Genomic DNA, 19,274 nt, shown 5'->3' on the forward strand with positions numbered 1-19,274 from the left:
CGGCCATCGAGAAGGCCGCTTTCGGCGCGAAATTTGCGAATGATGATCCGGCTCAGGCGGCCAGCGATGCGGGGAGGTGACGCAGATGGACCGGCAGCTTGGCCGCGATCTCGTCGTCGGACAGGGTATCGAGCAGTTTCAGGAACGTACCTTCACTGCTGCCATAGAGCATCACCGTCCGACGGCCCTGCATCGCCGTCGGCCAACCCTCACCGGCATAGCCACGATAGTCGTCGGTGGTCGTGCTCCAGATGTGCTCCAGCCGTTCTTCGCGGCTCATGGCCCGGACCGGTCGGGTTTCGCGGTCGACGATCGCGACCCGCATTGCCTCCACAGAGTTCGGGTCCGCGAGATCGCAATAGGTATGAAAGTAGCGGACCGCTTCATCAATCCGGATCGCATAAAACACCGATGTCACCGAACCGGTAATGAACTCCCGCATCGCAAAGATCGGCCCGCGCATCCAGAGCGGCGGCAGAATGTCGAGCATGTAGGAATAGGAGGTCTCGTCGATCTCGAACCATTCGCCCGCATAGACCGCAGACTGGTCACCACCAAAGCGGTCGGGACGCCTCGCGTACCTGTCGAACATCCGGAATAAGTCGGTGCGCTTGGCCACGCCTTGGAAAATTTTGCGGGGAAGGGCTATCGAGGTCATCAGCTTGATCCTTTCGGGGTTTTGGACCGAAGGCAGCACAAGTCGTTTCGACCTCGCCAATCTCTTCAGTCCTTCATGACCCCTCCCGCGTTGCTGCGTCCGTGTCCGGCCGGGTCAAGGGCCGGCGCATGCCGGGCGGAGCCTCCCTTGATGCGGCCGGCGCGCATGCGGCAGGCCCCACCTTTTTCTCGATGTTCCTTTTTCGTTTCTCCTTCTCCCTGGCTTTCAGAACCTCGTTCCAATCCTCCGCCGGCGGACATAGCCGCTGCCAGTCGCAGCCGGACGCTTCAGCGAGCGCCCGCAATCGTTCTCCGTAGACCTCCCCTTGGGAATTGGCATCCGTCGCCGCGACCAGTGTTAGTCCCGGCCGCGCAGCAAGTTCTGCAAGCGCCGCATCTGTCGCCGGAGACCACCCACCGCCAGTGCTGAGATAAAGAGTTTGCTCCCGCGGACCTTCGAGCGCCGCGAGACTCATCGCGTCGATCGCAGCTTCTGTGACACAGAGTCGGGACGCATCGCCTGGTCCAAAGCGGAAAAGAACCTTCGAGCCCCCTGTGGCAAAGCCACGCCAGTCGGGACCGCGCTCTTCCCAACCCACCACCCGGCCGAGGCCATCGATATGGGCCGCCCACAGACTGCCGAAGGGTCCTTCCCGCAGGACACCCTCTCGAATGGCCTTCCGGACGATGGCCGTCGGGATCCAGCGCGCCCAGCACAGATAGCGCCAGGCATCGGATCCGGGCGAAGGCGTGCGCCGGCCGCGCCAGCGGTCGGCAATATCTTCCAGAGGCACGGAAGACCGCGAGGACCTCCATTCCGGCCGGGAAAGTTGATACCCGACAATTGACGCAACCGCCCCCGCTGCGGACGGGAATGGAATTCCCTCCAGGAACATGGCAAGGCCGAAGACATCGCCCTTTTCGTCACTGAGGGGATCGAACCAGCCGCGCCCGTCATGCGTGACAATGACGATGTTGCCGCCGCGCCGGTATTTTACGGCGCGGCGGGTGCTTTCCTTCAGATCGATTTCGTAACCGGCCTGCTCCAGTACGGCCTCGCAACTGACCTTGGCGCGCAGCGCCTCCAACTCTTCTCGTTTCATATTTTTTCAGCCGCCTAGCGGCCGTCCCTTCTTCTTCCCGCAACTTGCGGGTCACCTTCCACCCGCCGCGAAGAGCGAAGGGGGCAAGGGCGCAGCACGCAAATGACAAAAGTTGCAACGACGTGCTGCGGCAAAGCTTCCCTTGCGGCCGACAGATCGCCAGCGGCAGGAACAAGCGGGTCTCAATGAGACCCGCGCGGGAAATATTCATGCACGATCTCAAGATCGTCTTCGTCATCGAGTTCGTCGGACGGAAGGACGCCGAATTCGCCGCCGGATTTGAACAGTGTCACTGGAACCATGAGGATGCGGGAAAGCGAAAATGCGTGGCTTTGAGCGAGTGCAAGATCCTGTGCCATGTGAGAAACCTCCGTCCGGAGCGGGCCGATCCCGCTCGATGGCTCCTCAAAGGACCGGGGACGGTCGCGATCACCGCGAAGACGAAGGCGGAGCGGCGGCAGCTTGCTAGCCGACCCCGATAGTGGGTTGATCGACGGAGATCCGGACATGGTCCAGGACGCCATCCATAAAGAGCGGGATTGGTTTGCTTCGGCGGGAATTGAGGTATTCGGCACAGATCGGTCACGGAAGCCAGCTCAGCATTTGTTGCCGAGCACCTCTGTGACCAACCCAGCAGTCAGCGATGGCCAACATTCTCCTGATCGGACAAGGCTTTGAGAACAGCGAAATCCATCTCAGCGCGTGGCTCTATACGGGCGACTTCGTTGGCGACCTTCGCCCAGTGCCAGAACTGGTCGAGATCACCAGCGGACCGACTATGAAACGAACGGCGCTGTGCTTCGTAGTAGGACGCGGCTGGATCCGAAATTGCGAGAAGCCTGGCGTCAGCCTGCCATCGCGGTCTTATTGCCCGGCGACGTGCGAGCCATCGTGTGAGGAAGCGGATCGCCAAACTCTCGAGACCGATGGCGATAGAGGCATGTTACCACAAAATCCGAATGATAGAGAGGCGCAATTATATAACTTATTTCAATATCTTAACAATGTGGCGGAGGAGTTGGAATGTCCGCTGTGCTGCAAAGTAGAAATGTCCGCAGCAGCCACCACACAGCACCACGATAAGCCCCGATCTGAGCGGCAGACCCGCTTGCAAGATCAGATCGGGGCGGGTGGGGAACTCCGCTTCGGCTTTAGCTTTGAGGGTCCCATTTTTCTATTTACTCTGCACCTGCGGCGCCGGCAGCACTTTCTTGCGAGGCTTACTGATCTTTAGATTGTCGAGAAAGTTCGCTCGCCGGCCAGGGCCGTGCGCCCGCTTGATGTAACCGTTCTTCTCGCTGTTGGTCTTTACAACTGGCTTTGCCTGCTGATCCTGACGCTCCTTGATATAGGTCAGCACCTCGCTCAGTCGCTTGTTCTCCGTGATCGCCGCATGTGTTACCCGCTGCTCCTTGTCAAACACCGTGTAGGGTAGGGAATATCCCTTCCAGCGCACATCGAGACGACCATCCGCATAGGCATATGTCTCGACATCGCGGCCAGCCAGACCGCGCGTCACCTCGCTCTCCTCCAGCATGATCCGCTTGCGCTCGAACGAAAACGTCAGCTGCGATCCGACATAACGCTGCTCGCGCTTGCACAGGATCTCCGTCAGCCGATCCGACGCCAAATTCAGTGGCCGATGCAGGTCATCGGGCCGGGCAGGGACGATCGCAAACCGCGCATTGTAGTCCTCCATGAAACCAGGCAGAAACGCATTGCCGGCCTCCATGCTGTCGATGCCACACAGCCTGAGTTCCTTGACCAGACGGTCCTGCAGCGTCCGGTTCATCCGCTCGACGCGGCCTTTGGCCTGGCTCGAATTTGCACAGAGAATCTCGATGTTTAACTCACAAAGCGCACGCCCGAACTGGGTCATGCCCTGGCCACCCTTCGCATCTTTCTTCGCCACCCTAAACACCGAATGCTTGTCCGAGTAGAAAGCAACCGGCATCCCGTGATTCTGGAGATAAAGCTCCAGGGCCTCGAAATAGGTGAAGGCACTTTCGGAACGCACAAAACGCAACTGCATCAGTCTGCCCGTCGCATCATCGACAAACACCAGAAGCGAGCACGGCGGCCCGCGGTCTTCGAACCAGCGGTGATCCGAACCGTCGATCTGCACCAGTTCACCATATGCCTCGCGTCGCAACCGCGGCTGATGAAACGTCCGGCGCTGCTTGCGTGACAGCCACAGTCCGGCCTCGGACATCCAACCTGAAGGAGCTAACCCAAGTGCATCATGCCTGCCCGAAGGGTAGGGGATCACGCGCTTCCGTGCAAATTGGCAATGAAGACCTCGGCCGGCGTCTTGTATCCAAGGCATTTGCGCGGCTGATTGTTGAGATGCCTTGCAAGCGTGGTCAGGTCGCGTTGTGACACCGACATCAGATCGGTATTGCCGGGTAGATAGCGACGAAGACGCTTGTTGGCGTTCTCGACCTCCTCGACTGCCCGGAAGACGGTATCCTTCCAGCGTAGATACTGGCCCCTCGTTTCTGCCGTCTGAATGTCGACTTCAGCGCGCAGACGGCCGCCGTCGAAGATGGGAGCAAGAACAGAAGGGCCGAAAGCCCATGATAGCGCATTGCCGGAGACGCCCGACGCGATTAGCCGAGCAAAGTCGATTGAACCAGATAGACTGAGCGCCGGGTAAAGCCGAGATCGGGCGATATCAATCCGCGCCGCCGCTGCTGCCAGAAGCCTTTCTTCGCGCCGGATATCCGGACGGTACCGAAGAAGATCAGCGGGGAATCCGGTCTTGGCCTCGAGGGCAAGTTTAGGCAGTCCGCTTTTGACAGCCACAAGCTTTTCAATCTCGGTGTTCGCCGTTGCCAGCAATGTGGCGAGATGATTGACCGCCTGTTGGCGATCACGCTCGAGCGGCGGAATGTTCGCGCGCGCATCGTCTACGAGTGCCTGTGCCTGGGCGACGTCAAGATTGCTCGCGACACCTGTTTCCCGCATCTCCTCGGTAAGGTTCAGGGTTTTCTGGAAGGAGGCGAGATTTCGCCTCGCGATCAAAAGTGCCTCCTCGTTGTAACGAAGATCGACATAGGTCGCCGTCAAGTCCGTGAGAAACGCAAGACGCACGAGTTCAACATCCGCCATGGCCGCAGCGCTGTTCTCCCGAGCTTCGAGCCGTGCTGCGCGGCCGCCGCCAAACATGTCGAGCGTCCAAGAAAATGTGGCGCCTCCGCCGGTAGAAGTTGAAATGCTGGTTTGTTCGTTTCTGGTCTCGGAAGAACGGCTGGCGGACGCCCTCGCTTCCATTTGAGGCAGATAACTCGACGACGCCAGCACTTCTCGAAGCCGCGCAACGTCAAGCCTCTGTCGGGCCTGCTCAATCGACACATTTTCCTTCATGCCCTGGTGCATCAGACTTTCGATGACAGGATCATCAAAACCGCGCCACCAAGCATGCAGACGGGGATCTTCATTTGTCGCCGCAATTGAGCCCGTTGAGAAAGTATCGGGAATTTTGACATCCGGTGGAGCAAACTTCTGAGTTTGTGAACAACCCAGCAACACGGTGGCGATGACAGAGAGGGACGCAATGACCACGGGTCTTTTCATCGACGGAGATACCAGTTTTGCTTTCGTTAACCATAATGCGCAGTAGTTTAGTAAGCGTTAATGGACCGCAAGAATGGTCAAAAATCATCCCCGTTTGCAAATGACTTATTCATCCTGAAAGCTTGGATCTCGAATTTGAGCCGCCTCCCGAACTGACCCCTGAAGTCGTCATTTGTGGACTGTTGTAGCCCTAAACTTGCGCGCCGCTGTCAAAGCGTTGGTTTCCAGGGAGAAATGCGCCCAACCGGCGTTGCGCATGGAAACCAAAACTACAGGATCCCCCAGGCCCGAAACCTCCCCCTCCCCGTCATCTCCCTCAAGCCCAACTCCTGCACGATCCGCCGCGCTCCTTGCGGCGTGACCTCAAGCGTCTTCGCCACCATTCCGGCGGAGATCAGCGGCCGCGCCATGACGAGCTCGACAAGCTCCGGCAGCCTGGACGACGTCCGCCGCCCCTCCAGTTTGCGCATCATCATCTGCCGCGCCAGCACCAGCCGGTCATGCTCCTTCAGCCCGGTCTCGGCGGCATTGATCAGCGCCTTGGTTATTGCCAGCAACCGTGTCTCCCGATCACGATGCCGGCGCCGATCGACAGGAATGGCCTTGAGCCCCAGATTGATCGCCGGGAGATGTCCGCCGGTGGTAACGCCGCCCTGGCGCAGGACCGAGGCGGCCAGCAGCCGACCGAGCCAGGGCGCATGCTGTAGGACGGCGATTTCGTTCCAGGCATCCAGCGCCACGATGGCCTGCAGGACCGGCGGCAGATCCTGGGTCCGCGCCAGCACAGCCTGCCACTGCTCCAGCCGCTCGTCCTCATCCCAGTCGAGGTCGTAGACAAAGGGATCCTTGTGCCGAACGTTTTTGGTGTGACCCGGTGTTTTCGCATCTTCGATCGCGGCCTCGGATCGGGCAAGCACCGCATCGATCGCGGCAAACGCATCACTAAGACCGTCGGCATCAGGATGTTCGGCCTCCCCTACCCCAGCCCCAGTGCCGCCCACCTCAACATTGCCATCAGGCACCCCTTCCCCGTCTCCTCCCGATGATGCCGCGGGCCACGCCCGCCCGCGGATGGAGGCGAGGCCGGGACCCGAGAGCGCCCAGGCGGGTGGATGGGCGACGATGCGGCGGCGCGTTTTCAGGATGTCGCGGGCGATGGTGAGTTCGTGGGTGGGTGCGCGGATGTCGCGGAGTGCATCATGCAGGACGAGATCCTCGAGATGAACGAGTTCACCATCGACCCAGAGCGAGGCATGCGCCTCGAGGAAATGCGAGCGCTCCAGAAAGCCCTCACCAACAGGGGAACGGGCGATGCGCTCGTCAAGACGGGCAAGCGCGACAGCGGCCTCGGAGATCGGCCGTAACAGGCCTGGGATGGGCAATTTGGTGAGATCGTAAGACATTGAATTTATGGTAAATGATTCGTTAAGCGAAAGCTATATGGGTAATACGGTTCTGTACCTCGCACAAACGAGGCTGGGGTCTGTGACCTCCGATAAGTAACCCTTATCGGAGGTTAGATGGTCAATACATTGACCACCCCCGCCTTCTGCTATAATTTGATCCTAAATCGCCGCACGCCATGCGAAGAGGAGCCGCGCCGTGACGCAAATCGTGAAGGTTGCCGAAGCCAAGACCCATCTGTCTGAACTGCTGGTGCGCGTTGAAGCTGGCGAGGACTTCATCATTGCCCGCGGCAACGATCCTATAGCACGACTGGTGGCAATGAACGAGCGACGCCAGCGTCTATCAGCAATTGAAGCCATGCGCTCATTCCGCGCCAAGAGCAGCCCCGTCACACAGGATGAAATCCAGGCCTGGAAACAGGACGGGCGTCGCTGATGCCTTTCGTGGTTGATGCTTCTGTTGTCGGAGCCTGGCTTCTTCCAGACGAAGAGAACGCGCTTGCCGATGAAACACTGGCGCGAATGGCAGACGACGATGCATTCGCACCAGATCTCCTCATCCATGAAATCCGCAGCATTCTCCTGAGCGCCGAACGTCGCGGCCGCATCTCCAGCGATTTGATATATTCAGGCCTGGCAAGGCTACGGGCCCTACCGTTGCAGTTATCCGGTCCCGGTGACGACTCCGAGGTTGTCCGTCTGTCACGGGAATATCAGCTCAGCGCTTATGACGCCGCATATCTCACCTTGGCTGTCCTTGAACAGCTCGAGCTTGCTACACTCGATCGCAAGTTGGCGGCGGCCGCTCGCAAGGAGAGCGTAAGGCTGCTTGGGCCTCTTGCCTATGGAGACTAAACGGTCAATCCAGACTGCAGTGGATCGGCGCTTGGACGAGCTCGACACGATCGCCGCGGTCCTGCCGATCGAGCGGCGTGACGAGCTAGCCGAGCTGCTGACGGATCAGGATGTCGAGACGCTTCGTCATCTGGTCAACGAGGGCATGGGCGCCAATACGCTGCGGGCCCTGACCTCCGATCTTGCTTATCTGCAGGCCTGGTCGCTCGCTGCGACCGGCCGATCGCTCCCCTGGCCCGCACCCGAAGCGCTGCTTCTCAAGTTTGTCGCCCACCATCTCTGGGATGCGGAAAAGCGCATAACGGATCCGGATCACGGCATGCCAGCTGACGTCGAGGAAAAGCTCCGCATCCAAGGATTGCTACGATCGCCGGGACCGCATGCTCCTGACACCGTGCGCCGGCGCCTTGCCACCTGGTCGACGCTGACGAAATGGCGCGGGCTCGATGGCTTTTTCAGCTCCCCTGCCCTTAAGTCCGCAATCCGACTGGCAGTGCGTGCGACACCGCGGCCAAGGAAACGCAAGAGCGCCAAGGCCGTCACGGGGGACATTCTGTCCAAGCTGATCGCCACCTGCAAGACGGGAAGCCTGCGCGATGTCAGAGACCGTGCTGCCCTGATGGTCGCCTTTGCCTCGGGCGGGAGGCGCCGCAGCGAAATCGCGGGCCTCAGGATTGAGCAGCTGCAGCAGGAAGAGCCGATTCCGATGGACGGCGACCCTTCTCTGCCCTCTCTTTCCATTCATCTAGGCCGCACGAAGACCAGCAGTGCTGACAATGATGAAGTTGTTTACCTCAGCGGTAGACCGGTAGAGGCGTTGGACGCGTGGTTGGTGGCTGCAAAAATAGACAAGGGCAGTGTTTTCAGGGCGATTGATCGGTGGGGCAATGTATCACGCCGGCCGCTGGACCCGAAGGCGATCAATGACATCGTCAAGCAGCGCGCCGCATTGGCCGGGTTAGATCCTGGGGAGTTTTCAGCCCATGGCCTCCGCTCAGGCTACCTCACTGAGGCTGCCAACCGCGGGATACCGTTACCTGAGGCTATGGAGCAATCCCGTCACCGATCTGTCCAGCAGGCGTCGAGCTACTACAACAATGCTCAGAGACGCAGCGGTCGTGCGAGTTCGAATTCTCGACTAACAGTGCTCATGCATGCTAGTCACCAAATCATCATTTGAGAAGCTGGAGCCGAGTCGGCCAGCGTCATCAAGCTGCCCATAGGCAGCAGTTCTCACGGTATCACGTCCTGCGCACTTGGCGGCGTAAAGCGCCTGATCTCCGATTTCCAGCAAGCCTGAGGGGTCACCGATCGACCCTCGTTCTATTGTTGATATCCCGATCGAGACCGTTATTCGTCCCCTGTCAGAAAACGCGTGGGGGATATCAAGCTCACGAATTGATTCTGCGATCCGGCCTGCGGCCTTGCGCGCCACCGCTTCCGAGGCTCCTGGCATGATAACAGCAAACTCTTCCCCGCCGTAGCGCGCAACCAGGTCGGAACCACCCCGACAAGACGTCTGAAGTGCTTTAGCCAAAGCTCGCAGAACCTCATCACCTGCTGGATGCCCATAGGTATCGTTGTAAGCTTTGAAATGATCGACATCGACCATCAGAAGCGAGAGTGGATCGCGCGAACGCTTGGCAATTTCGACGGCGGCGTCTAGTCGCTCATTGAAGCACCGTCTATTGGCAATACCCGTCAGGCCGTCCTTATTCGCGAGCCCTTCCAGCTGCTCAATCGCAGCCTTCTTCTCTGTGATGTCGGCATAGAGGGTAACCCAGCCCCCATCCGGGAGTGCGGTGGTCTTTTTGGACACCCACCGCCCACTGCTCAGCAACAACTCTGATGCCTTGGCCGAGGCACTGCGTTGGACCTCATCTTCGACCCAATCCGCCGGTGTTATGTCCGGAGAGATCGCGATCTCCCCTTTCAGGACACCGGCGCTCAGGATCTCGGCCAGTGTTCGACCGCGGCAGCTCTGTGCGTCAACATACGGAAAGAGCGATGTGTAGCGCTTATTCCAGACGGTGAGCCGGCCATCCTGATCGAACATCGCAAGACCGTCGGCCATTTCGTTCATGGCAGTCTGGAGCAGGGCTTGGGTTGCCGCCAGTTCCGACTGTAACGCTCGTTGCGCCGTCACATCCTGAATAACTCCGATCAGACGCGCTGGTTTGCCAGCGAAGTACTCGATCTCAGCCAGAGTTCGAACCCATAGCTTCTTCCCGCCTACCGCGATAAATTCGCAATTGTAGTCGAAAGGCTCGCCGGTGGACAGAGTTCGCTCGATGCGCGAGAGTATTTCATTGCGCGCCTGCCCAGGATAGGCATCCAACGCGCGATCCAGATCCAGCGGCTCCCCCGGCGGAAGATTGTAGATCTCGAACACGGCATTCGACCACGTCGTTTGCATCGAGGGCAGCTCGATCGTCCACCCACCGATAGAGGCCATGGTCTCGATTTGCGACAGCAGCTTGTTCTTGGTTTCAGTCAATGCCCTCGCTGCCGCGAGCTCACGCTCGCGATTGCGCCTTGCGGAAGCAGGATAGAAGACAAATATCATCCCTGATCCGTGCCGCTTCGCACTCACCAAAACATCAGAGACATCAGAACCTGCCAGTTGCAGAGCGACTTCTGCAAACTCGCCATTCAAATGCAGTATATGTCGGAGTTGGGTCTCAAAAAACGTTGAACCGCGCCGGGTTTGCCGGAGGCCATTTGGTTTGAGTTATGCGGCCATGGCTGTTTCGTCCAGCATGGCGTAGTAGCGTTCTTCGGCTTCGGCAGGCGGTATGTTTCCGATGGGCTGCAGAAGTCGTCGGTGGTTGAACCAGTCGACCCATTCCAGAGTGGCGAATTCCACCGCTTCGAAGTTCCTCCATGGTCCGCGCCGATGAATGACCTCGGCCTTGTAGAGACCGTTGATCGTTTCGGCGAGGGCATTGTCATAACTGTCGCCGACACTTCCGACAGAAGGCTCTATGCCAGCTTCTGCCAGCCGCTCGGAGTACCGGATGGAAACGTATTGAACGCCCCTGTCCGAATGATGCACGAGCCCGCCGCCATGAACGGGCCGCCGATCATGAAGTGCCTGCTCAAGGGCATCGAGGACAAAGCTCGCCTGTGCCGTCCGGCTCGCCCGCCAGCCGACGATGCGACGAGCGAAGACGTCGATGACAAAGGCCACGTAGACGAAGCCCTGCCAGGTCGCGACATAGGTGAAATCCGAAACCCACAGCCTGTTCGGCGCAGGGGCTTTGAACTGGCGGTTCACCCGGTCAAGCGGGCTCGGAGCCGTCTTGTCCGAGAACGTCGTGCGGATCGGCTTTCCCCGAATGACACCTTGCAGGCTCATCGACCTCATAAGCCGGGCGACAGTGCAACGGGCGATGTCGTAGCCTTCTCGTTGTAACTGCCGCCAGACTTTACGCACGCCGTAGACCTGGAAGTTCTCATTGAACACCCGGCGTATCTCGATCTTCAGGCCGATATCGCTGCGGGCGCGAACCGACAGGCGACCGACATCCAAGCGCTTGGCGACGTTCTCGTAGTAAGTTGATGGGGCAATCGGCAAAAGCCTGCAGATCGGCTCGACCCCGAACACGCTACGGTGTTCGTCAATGAACGAGATCATCGTTTGAAGGGGCGGTCGAGCTCCGCCATCGCGAAATAAGCAGACGCCTTGCGCAAAATCTCGTTGGCCTGACGAAGCTCGCGGTTCTCCCGCTCAAGAGCCTTCATCTTCTCGGCCACATCGCTCGGCAGACCTGCTCGCTTGCCGCTGTTAACCTCGGTCTTCTTGACCCATTCATGCAGCGTCGCTGGCGAGCAGCCGATCTTGGCCGCGATTGATGAAACGGCAGCCCACCGTGACGGATGTTCTGCTTCATGATCCAAGACCATGCGGATGGCACGTTGACGGACTTCAGGTGAAAACTTGTTCGTTGTCTTGCTCATAGTGGCTCCACTCTCTCAGAAGTTGGAGCCTCCGGCAAACCCGGTGCGGTTCAAAGCCTTCTATGCACCGGCTACAATTCAGACCTATGCGCGAGGGCTCACGCCGATGTTTATCCGATCGAGCACCACAACCTGGTGCGTCGGCACGACACCTCACCCCGTTTTCCGATCGCTGTTCGCATTTGCACGCATCAGCGACATCAGCATTGGTCCTAGCCCGAACTCCCCTACCCTCGCTCGGCGCGTGAGATCGCGGAGATATCCACCTGCCGAGTTGATATGCCCTGCCCTCTCCAGAATCGCTGCCACAGCGACTGCCGCGTTCTCCGGCCCCATCACCTCGCAAGCTTCCTGGTACGCCGACGGGCTGACGCCAAGCATTGATCGAACCACCACCGCGGCCGCCATCAGCTCGCGCCAATGGGAGATCGTCCCGCCAGGCCCGTAGTCCAAAATCTGCGGGCAGGCTTTCAGGACCATCGACAGCGGGAACGCCTTCATCTGTTCCGGCTTTGCCAACGGCTGAGCAACCGCTTTGGGTGCTACTTCCAGCTCGACGGCCCCGCCCTGCTCTTTTCCAGAGCTAGGTTCAAGTTCATAGATGGATTCGGGTTTTGAATTCTGTATGTGGCATCCGTTTTGGATAGCATTGCCATCCATATTTTGAGAATTCAGCTGATTTTCCAGAAGGTTGAGGATTTCGGCGCGCAGAAGCTGCATCTCGTCTAGAATTGCCTCCACCTGGTGACGGTCAGGATTGCGGGGAAGTCGGCTGACAATGCCGACATACATGTCTTCGATAGCTTCCCAGTTGCCGTCAGCCCCCTCCTCCATAGCGGCGGAAATTAGCTTGCGCACGTCACGCCGGCAGATAGTCAGTGCCTCTTTGGCTCGCCTGAACTGCAGGCGTTCGGCAGCGACTTCCTGTGCCAGGATTGCAAGTTCCGCAGCACGAGCCAAAAGCGGAGAAAGATCGAACCCAAAGGCTTGCTCGATATCGCCACCCTTGTCCCGGTGAGCGTAGCGCTTGCCGTTCGGACTATCCTTGCGCTGGATGAGCCCGGCTTCGACCAGGGCAGCCAAATGGCGCCGCAAGGTCGTTCCAGTGATGCCGTGTGCTCTGACAGAAAGCTGGGCGTTCGAAGGGAAGACCACCAATCCGTTATCGCAGTTAAGCTCGTTTTCCGGATAAAACGTCAGCAATGCGTCCAACACAGTCAGCGCCCTGTCCTGCAGGCCAAGGCGTTCACGGGCCTCACAGGCATCGCGAAACACCTTCCATTTTTCGACCGGGCGATTTGGTTCCGTCTCGGACGTCTGGAGCTGCCTCTTTACGAGAGCAAGTACCGCCGGCCGCCGCCCAAAAGGCGTCGTTACATTTCCACTTTGCATCTTTTTCGCCTCAATTTAGGCAAAAGAAGACGGATCACCAAAACGGCGCCAATGACTCTTGACTGCGATTCATGAAAATGCGATTCTCAGGCTGCTTAGACCAATGAGAGAGGCTTCCATGACGGCGACGTTTGGGGGCCTTTTTCTTTTGCTATTTCCCTTCAGTCTCTTTGCTCGAAGATTGAGTTTGGTCTTTGAAACTTACGTACAGTTCCGGAATCTGCTGCATCACGAATGATGCGAAGGTTTCATCACGAGCTCGATCAATCTGAATTTTGCAAGATTTGCCAGAAACGGCCAGTCTTGCGATCTCAGTGCCATCGGAGAGTTTCGCGACCAATGTGCGATTTGTCGGCGCCGAGCTGGTCTCATTCTTCGCCTTCGCGGCACGAAGGACGACCGCAAATCGCTCATCGCTGTCCTTATGCCGAAAAGTGGCGTGCTCGATGGCTTTTCGGATTTTTGTTTCCGCACCTGTTTCCTTCAACTGTTCGGCCAGCTCCTGCCATCTTGGACGACCAATCTTTGGAGCTCGACCGATCGCCGTGACTATCCACTGCGGAACGGCCCGGGCCACCGTTACAAGCTTCGAGGCTTCCTGGCGGTCAACAGAGAGTGCTGTCTGAATTAGAGTCCGTTGGAAACCTCCGTCTTCAAGCCTTAAAGCAAACGTTGCACGTTCAATGAATGTCAGATCTTCACGGGCTGAATTCTCGACGCCTTGTGCAACAATGAGCCGATCATCGTCCAGCTCCCGGACGTAGGCTTTAACTTTGAGACCAAGATCCGAGGCCGCTTTTGCTCGCCGATGGCCATAGGCAATTTGATAACGACCGGGAGAGGTTGGATGAACTCGGACAAGGATCGGGATTTCCTGACCATGCTCCTGAAAAGACGTTTTCAGCGCCTCGACGGCCGCCAGATCCTGGTCAGCGAATCTGTCAGCAAAAGGGGAGGGGTCGAGCAATTCGGTATCAAGCTCGACAGGAACCGCGCCGCTTGAAACCTGACGCTTCAGCTCTTCGTAGTCCCTTTCGACCTCGGAGAATGTATCCTTCAATGAGCGAACTGCTCCGGATGCGACCCGCTCAACAGGAGGCCTGAGACCCTCTGCGGAAGCGGAGCCAGATTCCGCTGCGAAAAGAGATCGGATCGATTGTGTGCGTTTACTCATCTTATCCTCTCGGGGCCATCAATCCAGACGCCGTCTTCTGTAGTCAGCTGACAACAGCTTAAGTCGTTGAAAAATAATGAGTCGAACTAGATTTACCGCTGCCATACCTGGTTCAGGAGCCCAACGACTTCTTCGTTTACTGCGTTGATTGACTCCATGGCTCGATCATAAGTGGACCGCCCGACCGCACCTCTAGTCAGCTCGTAGAGCGACTGTTTTGTAAGCCCAGCATTGGCAATGGCAGTCGACTTCCATGCGGTCGCAGACATCACGTCGGCACCAAATACGTCTCGCATCAAACCAACAATTTCTTGCTCTGGAACGTCGCGAGGATCATGCCGCGTGACCAGGAAGCGAAGGAAGTCGTAATCTAGGCGACCACCGGCTTCCTCGATCACGGAGACCAGGTCGGAGGTCATCAACAAGAACTGACTCATGGAGGCGACATCAACCATCTGGGGATGCACGGTGACGATCATGCCAGTGGCGGCATTCAAGGCGCCCATGGTAAGGAAACCCAATTGCGGTGGGCAATCGACGACGACAACGTCAAAGTCGTCCTCCACCTGAGCGATAGCCCCTGCCACGCGACGGAAGAAGAGATCCTCCGCTTTCCCCCTATTCTGCAGCATGAATCTTGGAGTCTGATGCTCGAACTCCATCAGTTCCAGGTTGCCGGGCACAATGCTAATCCCTGTGAAATAGGTCGGACGGACCACGTCCTTCATGAGTACTCGTTCTTCATCGTACCGGATGGCACCGTACAAGGTGGTGTTCTCGGCGACGTCAAACTCTGGCTGATAACCAAACATCGCTGAGAGGGATGCCTGCGGATCCAAGTCGATCGCGAGAACCCGGTAACCCTGAAGAGCGAGCCCCTGTGCGAGGTAGACAGAAGTAGTCGTTTTGGCTGACCCACCCTTGAAGTTTGCGACCGTGATCACCTGCAACTTTTCACCGCTGCGCCGCTGCGGGAAGAATCTTACAGCTTCCTTGGGCCGGGCAGTGGCGAGATAGCGCCTGAGTTCATTGATCTGTTCAAGAGAGTAAGATCGGCGCCCGCCGTTACCCAAATCCGGTGTTGGCCCCAACCCGTCAATCGACAGCTGTCGAAGATAGCCGTCAGACACGCCAACAATCTCTGCAACTTCCCCGGAGGTAAATGATCGCAGGGACTTCTGTGCCGTTGGTGGGAATGCGCGCTCTCCTACGGCTCGGAGCCTCGCTGAAAGCGCTTCAGCGCGCTGAGTAATGTTGGCTGAAGTTGATGGTTTTCCGATGTTGCGATCGATCACGTTCACTTTTGCCTCTATCCTCAGACGGTTTTTTAGCGTCAGACGCGCTATTTCCGTCTCAAGGATAAGTCACGATTCCCGTTGGTCTGCAAGAGAAATAGGGTTAACAAAACCTTAACAGCTCAGGAGGGAGCTCACACGCAGATCGTTCGGCTCAGCCATTCCGCTTTGCGACCAATAGCTTAGCGGATTCTGCGACTTCGCGGTCAGAGCGTCTTACTAACACTTTTGTTAGTCACTGAGGCATCCCGCCGAACGCGAAACGATAGGTTCGCAGCCGACTGAGCTAGAATCAGCAGCTGACACTTTTGGCAGTAGATCAAAGCTGGATGCCCCGGCAAAGCTCCTCGCACCGTCAGAGGAGGGGAGATTTGCCCGATGCGCATCGTTGGGATCAGTAATCCAGAGACCGAAGCAGAACACCGCCTCATTCACGACATGCACCGTCTTCGCGCCCGCATCTTCTGCGGCAGACTGGCCTGGAACGTCCGTTGCACATCCGGCCTCGAGATAGACAGCTTCGATGAGCTAAAGCCGACGTACATCCTATGCATTGACCGTTCCGATGCTGTGATTGGCTGTGCGCGGCTCCTGCCCGCCACGAGCAGCACGATGTTGAAGAGGGTATTTCCGCAGCTTCTAGAATCGGCTCATCTGCGAGTTCATGCCCGCATGATCGAAAGTTCTAGATTTTGTGTGGATACCGAAGCCGCTGGAAGGCAACAGCAGTCGGGCCTTCACACTGCGACGCTCGCGATGTTCGCCGGTATCGTCGAGTGGAGCATACTTAATGGTTACTCCGAGATCCTCACAGCAACGGACGTCCGGTTGGAGCGTATCCTTCGTCGCGCCGGCTGGCCGCTCAAGCGCCTAGGCTCACCCATTCAAATCAATGAGACGCGAAGTATCGCCGGAAGGCTTCCAGCAGATTGGGTGAGCTTCGATCGCCTTCGCCCCGGCACCTATTCATCAAACTTCTCAACCCTCAAAAAGGAAGCGGCCTGATCATGCTCGGCACACAAAACCGCTCACTTCCCCGCCTCGTCAGCAAACTGGAGAACGCGCTGGGAGACCATGTTTGCATAGCTCTCGAAGACCCTGGTGTCGTTGAGATCATGCTAAATCCTGACGGTCGGCTGTTCATCGAAAGGCTTGGTCACGGGATCGCCGCAGCAGGAGAGATGACACGGTCTGCGGCAGAAACCGTCATCGGCAGCGTCGCTCATGTTCTCAACTCCGAGGTCGATGATGATCGCCCGATCGTTTCAGGCGAACTGCCAATCGGCGGGCATCGCTTTGAAGGACTACTGCCTCCCGTCGTTTCAGGCCCGTCGTTCACCATCCGCCGTCGTGCGTCGCGCCTCATACCGCTCGACGACTATGTGTCCAGTAAGGTGATGACCGCGAAGCATGCCGACGTCATTCGAAGCGCAATTGCTTCGAAGCTCAACATCCTGGTTGCCGGCGGCACGGGTTCCGGCAAGACCACGCTGACAAACGCGATCATCGCCGAGATCGTTGCAAGTTCCCCCGATGACCGCTTGGTCATTTTGGAAGACACCGCTGAGATTCAATGTGCCGCGCACAACGCAGTCAGCCTGCACACCAGCGACGCCGTCGATATGTCGCGTCTCTTGAAAAGCACGATGCGCTTGAGACCAGATCGGATCATCGTCGGCGAGGTTCGCGACGGCGCAGCACTGACTATGCTCAAGGCCTGGAACACGGGACACCCCGGCGGGGTCGCAACAATCCATGCAAACAGCGCACGATCAGCGCTGCAACGCCTTGAGCAGCTGACGGCCGAGGCCAGTCATCAACCGATGCAGGCAGTCATCGGAGATGCGGTCGATCTTATCATTTCGATCGAACGAACGGCCAAAGGACGCCGGGTCAATGAGATCCTTCATGTGACCCGCTTTGCCGGGGGGCAGTACCTAACTGAAGCTTATGCCGAGGACAGCCGCGATGCAGCTTGAGAAGTCAGCCCCAACCATTGCGGCTATCGCTATCGCAGCGATCGCCGTTGCATCACCGACTTTCGCCAGTTCAGGCGGAAGCCTTCCCTGGGAAGGACCGCTTGAGCAGATCCAGGAGTCCATCACTGGTCCGGTTGCGGGGTATATCGCACTCGCCGCAGTCGCTATCGCCGGAGGTATGCTGATTTTCGGTGGCGAGCTCAACGACTTCGCTCGCAGACTGGTCTATGTCGTCCTGGTCGCCGGAATCTTGCTTGGTGCCACGACGATCGTCGGCCTCTTCGGCGCCACCGGTGCGTCAATCGGCCTACCGAAAGAGCAGGTCACGCAGGTCATTTTGGACAGAGCGGGGGAGGGGGCTACGTGAGCCTCCGCCGCAATCGCATTCATCGCGCACTGTCTCGACCAAACCTCCTGATGGGTGCCGACCGTGAGCTGGTGCTGATCACCGGGCTTGCGGCCGTGATCCTAATCTTCGTGGTGCTGACGGTCTATTCGGCGCTCTTTGGCGTGGCCGTCTGGATCGTCATCGTCGGACTACTTCGAATGATGGCCAAGTCTGACCCGCTGATGCGGCAGGTCTATGCCCGTCACATTTCCTACAAATCCCACTACCGGCCGACGGCCGCGCCGTGGCGCAAGTACTAGAGCTGTCCAATGGCTGCCCTCAAACATTTCCGCGCAACAGGTCCCTCGTTCGCTGATCTGGTTCCCTATGCCGGCCTGGTCGACAACGGCGTCCTGCTTCTGAAGGACGGCAGCCTGATGGCTGGCTGGTATTTCGCGGGTCCGGACTCCGAAAGCGCCACCGACCTCGAACGCAACGAGCTTTCTCGGCAGATCAATGCGATCCTGTCGCGTCTCGGGACCGGGTGGATGATCCAGGTCGAGGCCATCCGAGTGCCAACGGTCGACTACCCCACGCCTGACCAGTGCCATTTTCCCGATCCTGTCACTCGCGCGATCGATTTGGAGCGGAGAGCCCACTTCAGGCGTGAGCAGGGGCATTTCGAGAGCAAGCATGCGATCATTCTCACCTACCGGCCGCTCGAGTCGAAGAAGACCGCGTTAGCCAAATACATCTACTCGGACGAGGAGAGCCGGAAGAAATCCTATGCAGACACAGTGCTATCAGTGTTTCGAAACGCGATCCGGGAAATCGAACAGTATCTGGCCAACACCCTGTCGATCGCCCGCATGCAGACCCGCGAAGTTCGCGAGAGGGGAGGGGAGCGGGTCGCGCGCTATGACGACCTCCTGCAGTTCGTTCGTTTTTGTATCACGGGGGAGAGCCATCCGGTCCGGCTGCCGGAAGTCCCGATGTATCTCGACTGGCTGGCAACGGCTGAGCTGGAGCACGGCCTGACGCCAAAGGTAGAGAACCGGTTCCTCGCGGTTGTCGCCATAGATGGCCTGCCTGCCGAGAGCTGGCCCGGCATCCTCAACAATCTCGACTTGATGCCGCTTACCTACCGCTGGTCGTCGCGCTTCATCTTCCTTGATGCGGAAGAGGCACGCCAGAAGCTCGAACGCACGCGGAAGAAATGGCAGCAGAAGGTTCGCCCATTCTTCGATCAGCTTTTCCAGACGCAGAGCAGATCGGCCGATCAGGATGCCATGACCATGGTCGCCGAGACCGAAGACGCCATCGCTCAGGCTTCGTCCCAGCTGGTTGCATACGGCTACTATACACCGGTCGTGATCCTGTTTGATGAAGACCGCGACGCCCTGCAGGAAAAGGCGGAGGCTATCCGCCGGCTGGTCCAGGCCGAGGGGTTCGGAGCACGTGTCGAGACCCTGAACGCGACAGATGCGTTTCTCGGGAGCCTGCCGGGGAACTGGTACGCCAATATCCGTGAGCCGCTGATCAACACGAG

At 58.3% G+C, this 19,274-nt stretch carries 17 protein-coding genes, 4 pseudogenes and 1 other annotated feature; of the genes and pseudogenes, 9 read left to right on the forward strand and 12 right to left on the reverse strand.

The window, feature by feature from the left end:
- Positions 1-52 precede the first annotated feature (52 nt).
- The 3 genes from SJY08_RS22800 to SJY08_RS22810 form a co-directional block, all read right to left on the reverse strand.
- Positions 53-658: a DUF1419 domain-containing protein gene (locus tag SJY08_RS22800; RefSeq protein WP_377278966.1), complete on the reverse strand. Its 606-nt coding sequence runs from the start codon at positions 656-658 to the stop codon at positions 53-55.
- A 73-nt stretch (positions 659-731) separates the two neighbouring features.
- Positions 732-1,760, reverse strand: coding sequence for a DUF3991 and toprim domain-containing protein (locus tag SJY08_RS22805; RefSeq protein ID WP_377278968.1), 1,029 nt, complete (start codon positions 1,758-1,760; stop codon positions 732-734).
- 182 nt (positions 1,761-1,942) lie between these two features.
- Positions 1,943-2,119: a hypothetical protein gene (locus SJY08_RS22810; protein ID WP_167495054.1), complete on the reverse strand. Its 177-nt coding sequence runs from the start codon at positions 2,117-2,119 to the stop codon at positions 1,943-1,945.
- A 284-nt stretch (positions 2,120-2,403) separates the two neighbouring features.
- Here SJY08_RS22810 and SJY08_RS22815 point away from each other — a divergent pair, with 284 nt between their 5' ends.
- Complete coding sequence (locus SJY08_RS22815) at positions 2,404-2,994, forward strand: hypothetical protein (protein ID WP_377278971.1); 591 nt, start codon at positions 2,404-2,406, stop codon at positions 2,992-2,994.
- Here the strand turns inward: SJY08_RS22815 and SJY08_RS22820 are convergent.
- The 4 genes and pseudogenes from SJY08_RS22820 to SJY08_RS22835 form a co-directional block, all read right to left on the reverse strand.
- Positions 2,935-3,975, reverse strand: a pseudogene (locus SJY08_RS22820) (ISNCY family transposase); the annotation flags it as partial. The gene SJY08_RS22815 and the pseudogene SJY08_RS22820 overlap by 60 nt on opposite strands.
- A gap of 50 nt (positions 3,976-4,025) precedes the next feature.
- Positions 4,026-4,202, reverse strand: a pseudogene (locus SJY08_RS22825) (IS30 family transposase); the annotation flags it as partial.
- A pseudogene (locus SJY08_RS22830) lies at positions 4,203-5,336 on the reverse strand (efflux transporter outer membrane subunit); the annotation flags it as partial.
- 269 nt (positions 5,337-5,605) lie between these two features.
- The gene (locus tag SJY08_RS22835) at positions 5,606-6,739 is read right to left on the reverse strand and encodes an RHE_PE00001 family protein (RefSeq protein WP_377278973.1); all 1,134 of its coding nucleotides are present in this window, start codon (positions 6,737-6,739) and stop codon (positions 5,606-5,608) included.
- Positions 6,740-6,938: 199 nt separating this feature from the next.
- On the opposite strand from SJY08_RS22835, the gene SJY08_RS22840 reads away from it, so the two are divergent.
- From SJY08_RS22840 to SJY08_RS22850, 3 genes are read left to right on the forward strand one after another with little or no spacing between them, the layout of a single operon-like run.
- A complete protein-coding gene (locus SJY08_RS22840) occupies positions 6,939-7,178 on the forward strand; it encodes a type II toxin-antitoxin system Phd/YefM family antitoxin (protein ID WP_377278975.1) in 240 nt (79 codons plus the stop codon).
- On the forward strand, positions 7,178-7,597 hold the full coding sequence (locus SJY08_RS22845; RefSeq protein ID WP_377278977.1) for a type II toxin-antitoxin system VapC family toxin: 420 nt from the start codon (positions 7,178-7,180) through the stop codon (positions 7,595-7,597). Before SJY08_RS22840 ends, SJY08_RS22845 begins: the two co-directional genes overlap by 1 nt.
- On the forward strand, positions 7,587-8,777 hold the full coding sequence (locus SJY08_RS22850; protein WP_377279005.1) for a site-specific integrase: 1,191 nt from the start codon (positions 7,587-7,589) through the stop codon (positions 8,775-8,777). The genes SJY08_RS22845 and SJY08_RS22850 overlap by 11 nt, the downstream gene beginning before the upstream one ends.
- On the opposite strand, the gene SJY08_RS22855 is transcribed toward SJY08_RS22850, so the two are convergent.
- The 5 genes from SJY08_RS22855 to repA form a co-directional block, all read right to left on the reverse strand.
- On the reverse strand, positions 8,736-10,163 hold the full coding sequence (locus SJY08_RS22855) for a diguanylate cyclase (protein WP_377278979.1): 1,428 nt from the start codon (positions 10,161-10,163) through the stop codon (positions 8,736-8,738). The two genes, SJY08_RS22850 and SJY08_RS22855, sit on opposite strands and share 42 nt — an antisense overlap.
- Positions 10,164-10,328: 165 nt before the next feature.
- Positions 10,329-11,557, reverse strand: a protein-coding gene (locus SJY08_RS22860; protein WP_377278981.1) for an IS3 family transposase whose coding sequence is annotated in 2 segments (ribosomal slippage) — positions 10,329-11,263 and positions 11,263-11,557 — 1,230 coding nt in all. Because the reading frame shifts where the segments join, the coding sequence is not laid out codon by codon here.
- Positions 11,160-11,276 (reverse strand) — a sequence feature (AL1L pseudoknot). (Overlaps the previous gene by 117 nt.)
- A gap of 153 nt (positions 11,558-11,710) precedes the next feature.
- The gene (gene repC / locus SJY08_RS22865; protein WP_377278983.1) at positions 11,711-12,949 is read right to left on the reverse strand and encodes a plasmid replication protein RepC; all 1,239 of its coding nucleotides are present in this window, start codon (positions 12,947-12,949) and stop codon (positions 11,711-11,713) included.
- 151 nt (positions 12,950-13,100) lie between these two features.
- On the reverse strand, positions 13,101-14,123 hold the full coding sequence (repB, locus tag SJY08_RS22870; RefSeq protein ID WP_377278985.1) for a plasmid partitioning protein RepB: 1,023 nt from the start codon (positions 14,121-14,123) through the stop codon (positions 13,101-13,103).
- Positions 14,124-14,215: 92 nt separating this feature from the next.
- Positions 14,216-15,424, reverse strand: a complete 1,209-nt coding sequence (gene repA, locus SJY08_RS22875) for a plasmid partitioning protein RepA (RefSeq protein ID WP_064334277.1) — start codon at positions 15,422-15,424, stop codon at positions 14,216-14,218.
- A 372-nt stretch (positions 15,425-15,796) separates the two neighbouring features.
- Here repA and traI point away from each other — a divergent pair, with 372 nt between their 5' ends.
- From traI to SJY08_RS22900, 5 genes and pseudogenes are all read left to right on the forward strand, one after another.
- Complete coding sequence (traI, locus tag SJY08_RS22880) at positions 15,797-16,423, forward strand: acyl-homoserine-lactone synthase TraI (RefSeq protein ID WP_377278988.1); 627 nt, start codon at positions 15,797-15,799, stop codon at positions 16,421-16,423.
- Between the two features lie 2 nt (positions 16,424-16,425).
- Positions 16,426-17,397, forward strand: a complete 972-nt coding sequence (gene trbB, locus SJY08_RS22885) for a P-type conjugative transfer ATPase TrbB (RefSeq protein ID WP_377278990.1) — start codon at positions 16,426-16,428, stop codon at positions 17,395-17,397.
- Positions 17,387-17,764, forward strand: coding sequence for a TrbC/VirB2 family protein (locus tag SJY08_RS22890; RefSeq protein ID WP_097143212.1), 378 nt, complete (start codon positions 17,387-17,389; stop codon positions 17,762-17,764). The genes trbB and SJY08_RS22890 overlap by 11 nt, the downstream gene beginning before the upstream one ends.
- Complete coding sequence (locus SJY08_RS22895; RefSeq protein ID WP_113426515.1) at positions 17,761-18,045, forward strand: conjugal transfer protein TrbD; 285 nt, start codon at positions 17,761-17,763, stop codon at positions 18,043-18,045. The genes SJY08_RS22890 and SJY08_RS22895 overlap by 4 nt, the downstream gene beginning before the upstream one ends.
- Before the next feature lie 9 nt (positions 18,046-18,054).
- Positions 18,055-19,274 (forward strand): annotated as a pseudogene (locus SJY08_RS22900) (conjugal transfer protein TrbE); the annotation flags it as partial.

It is taken from the genome of Rhizobium sp. R86522 (assembly GCF_042466255.1).
Lineage (GTDB): Bacteria > Pseudomonadota > Alphaproteobacteria > Rhizobiales > Rhizobiaceae > Allorhizobium.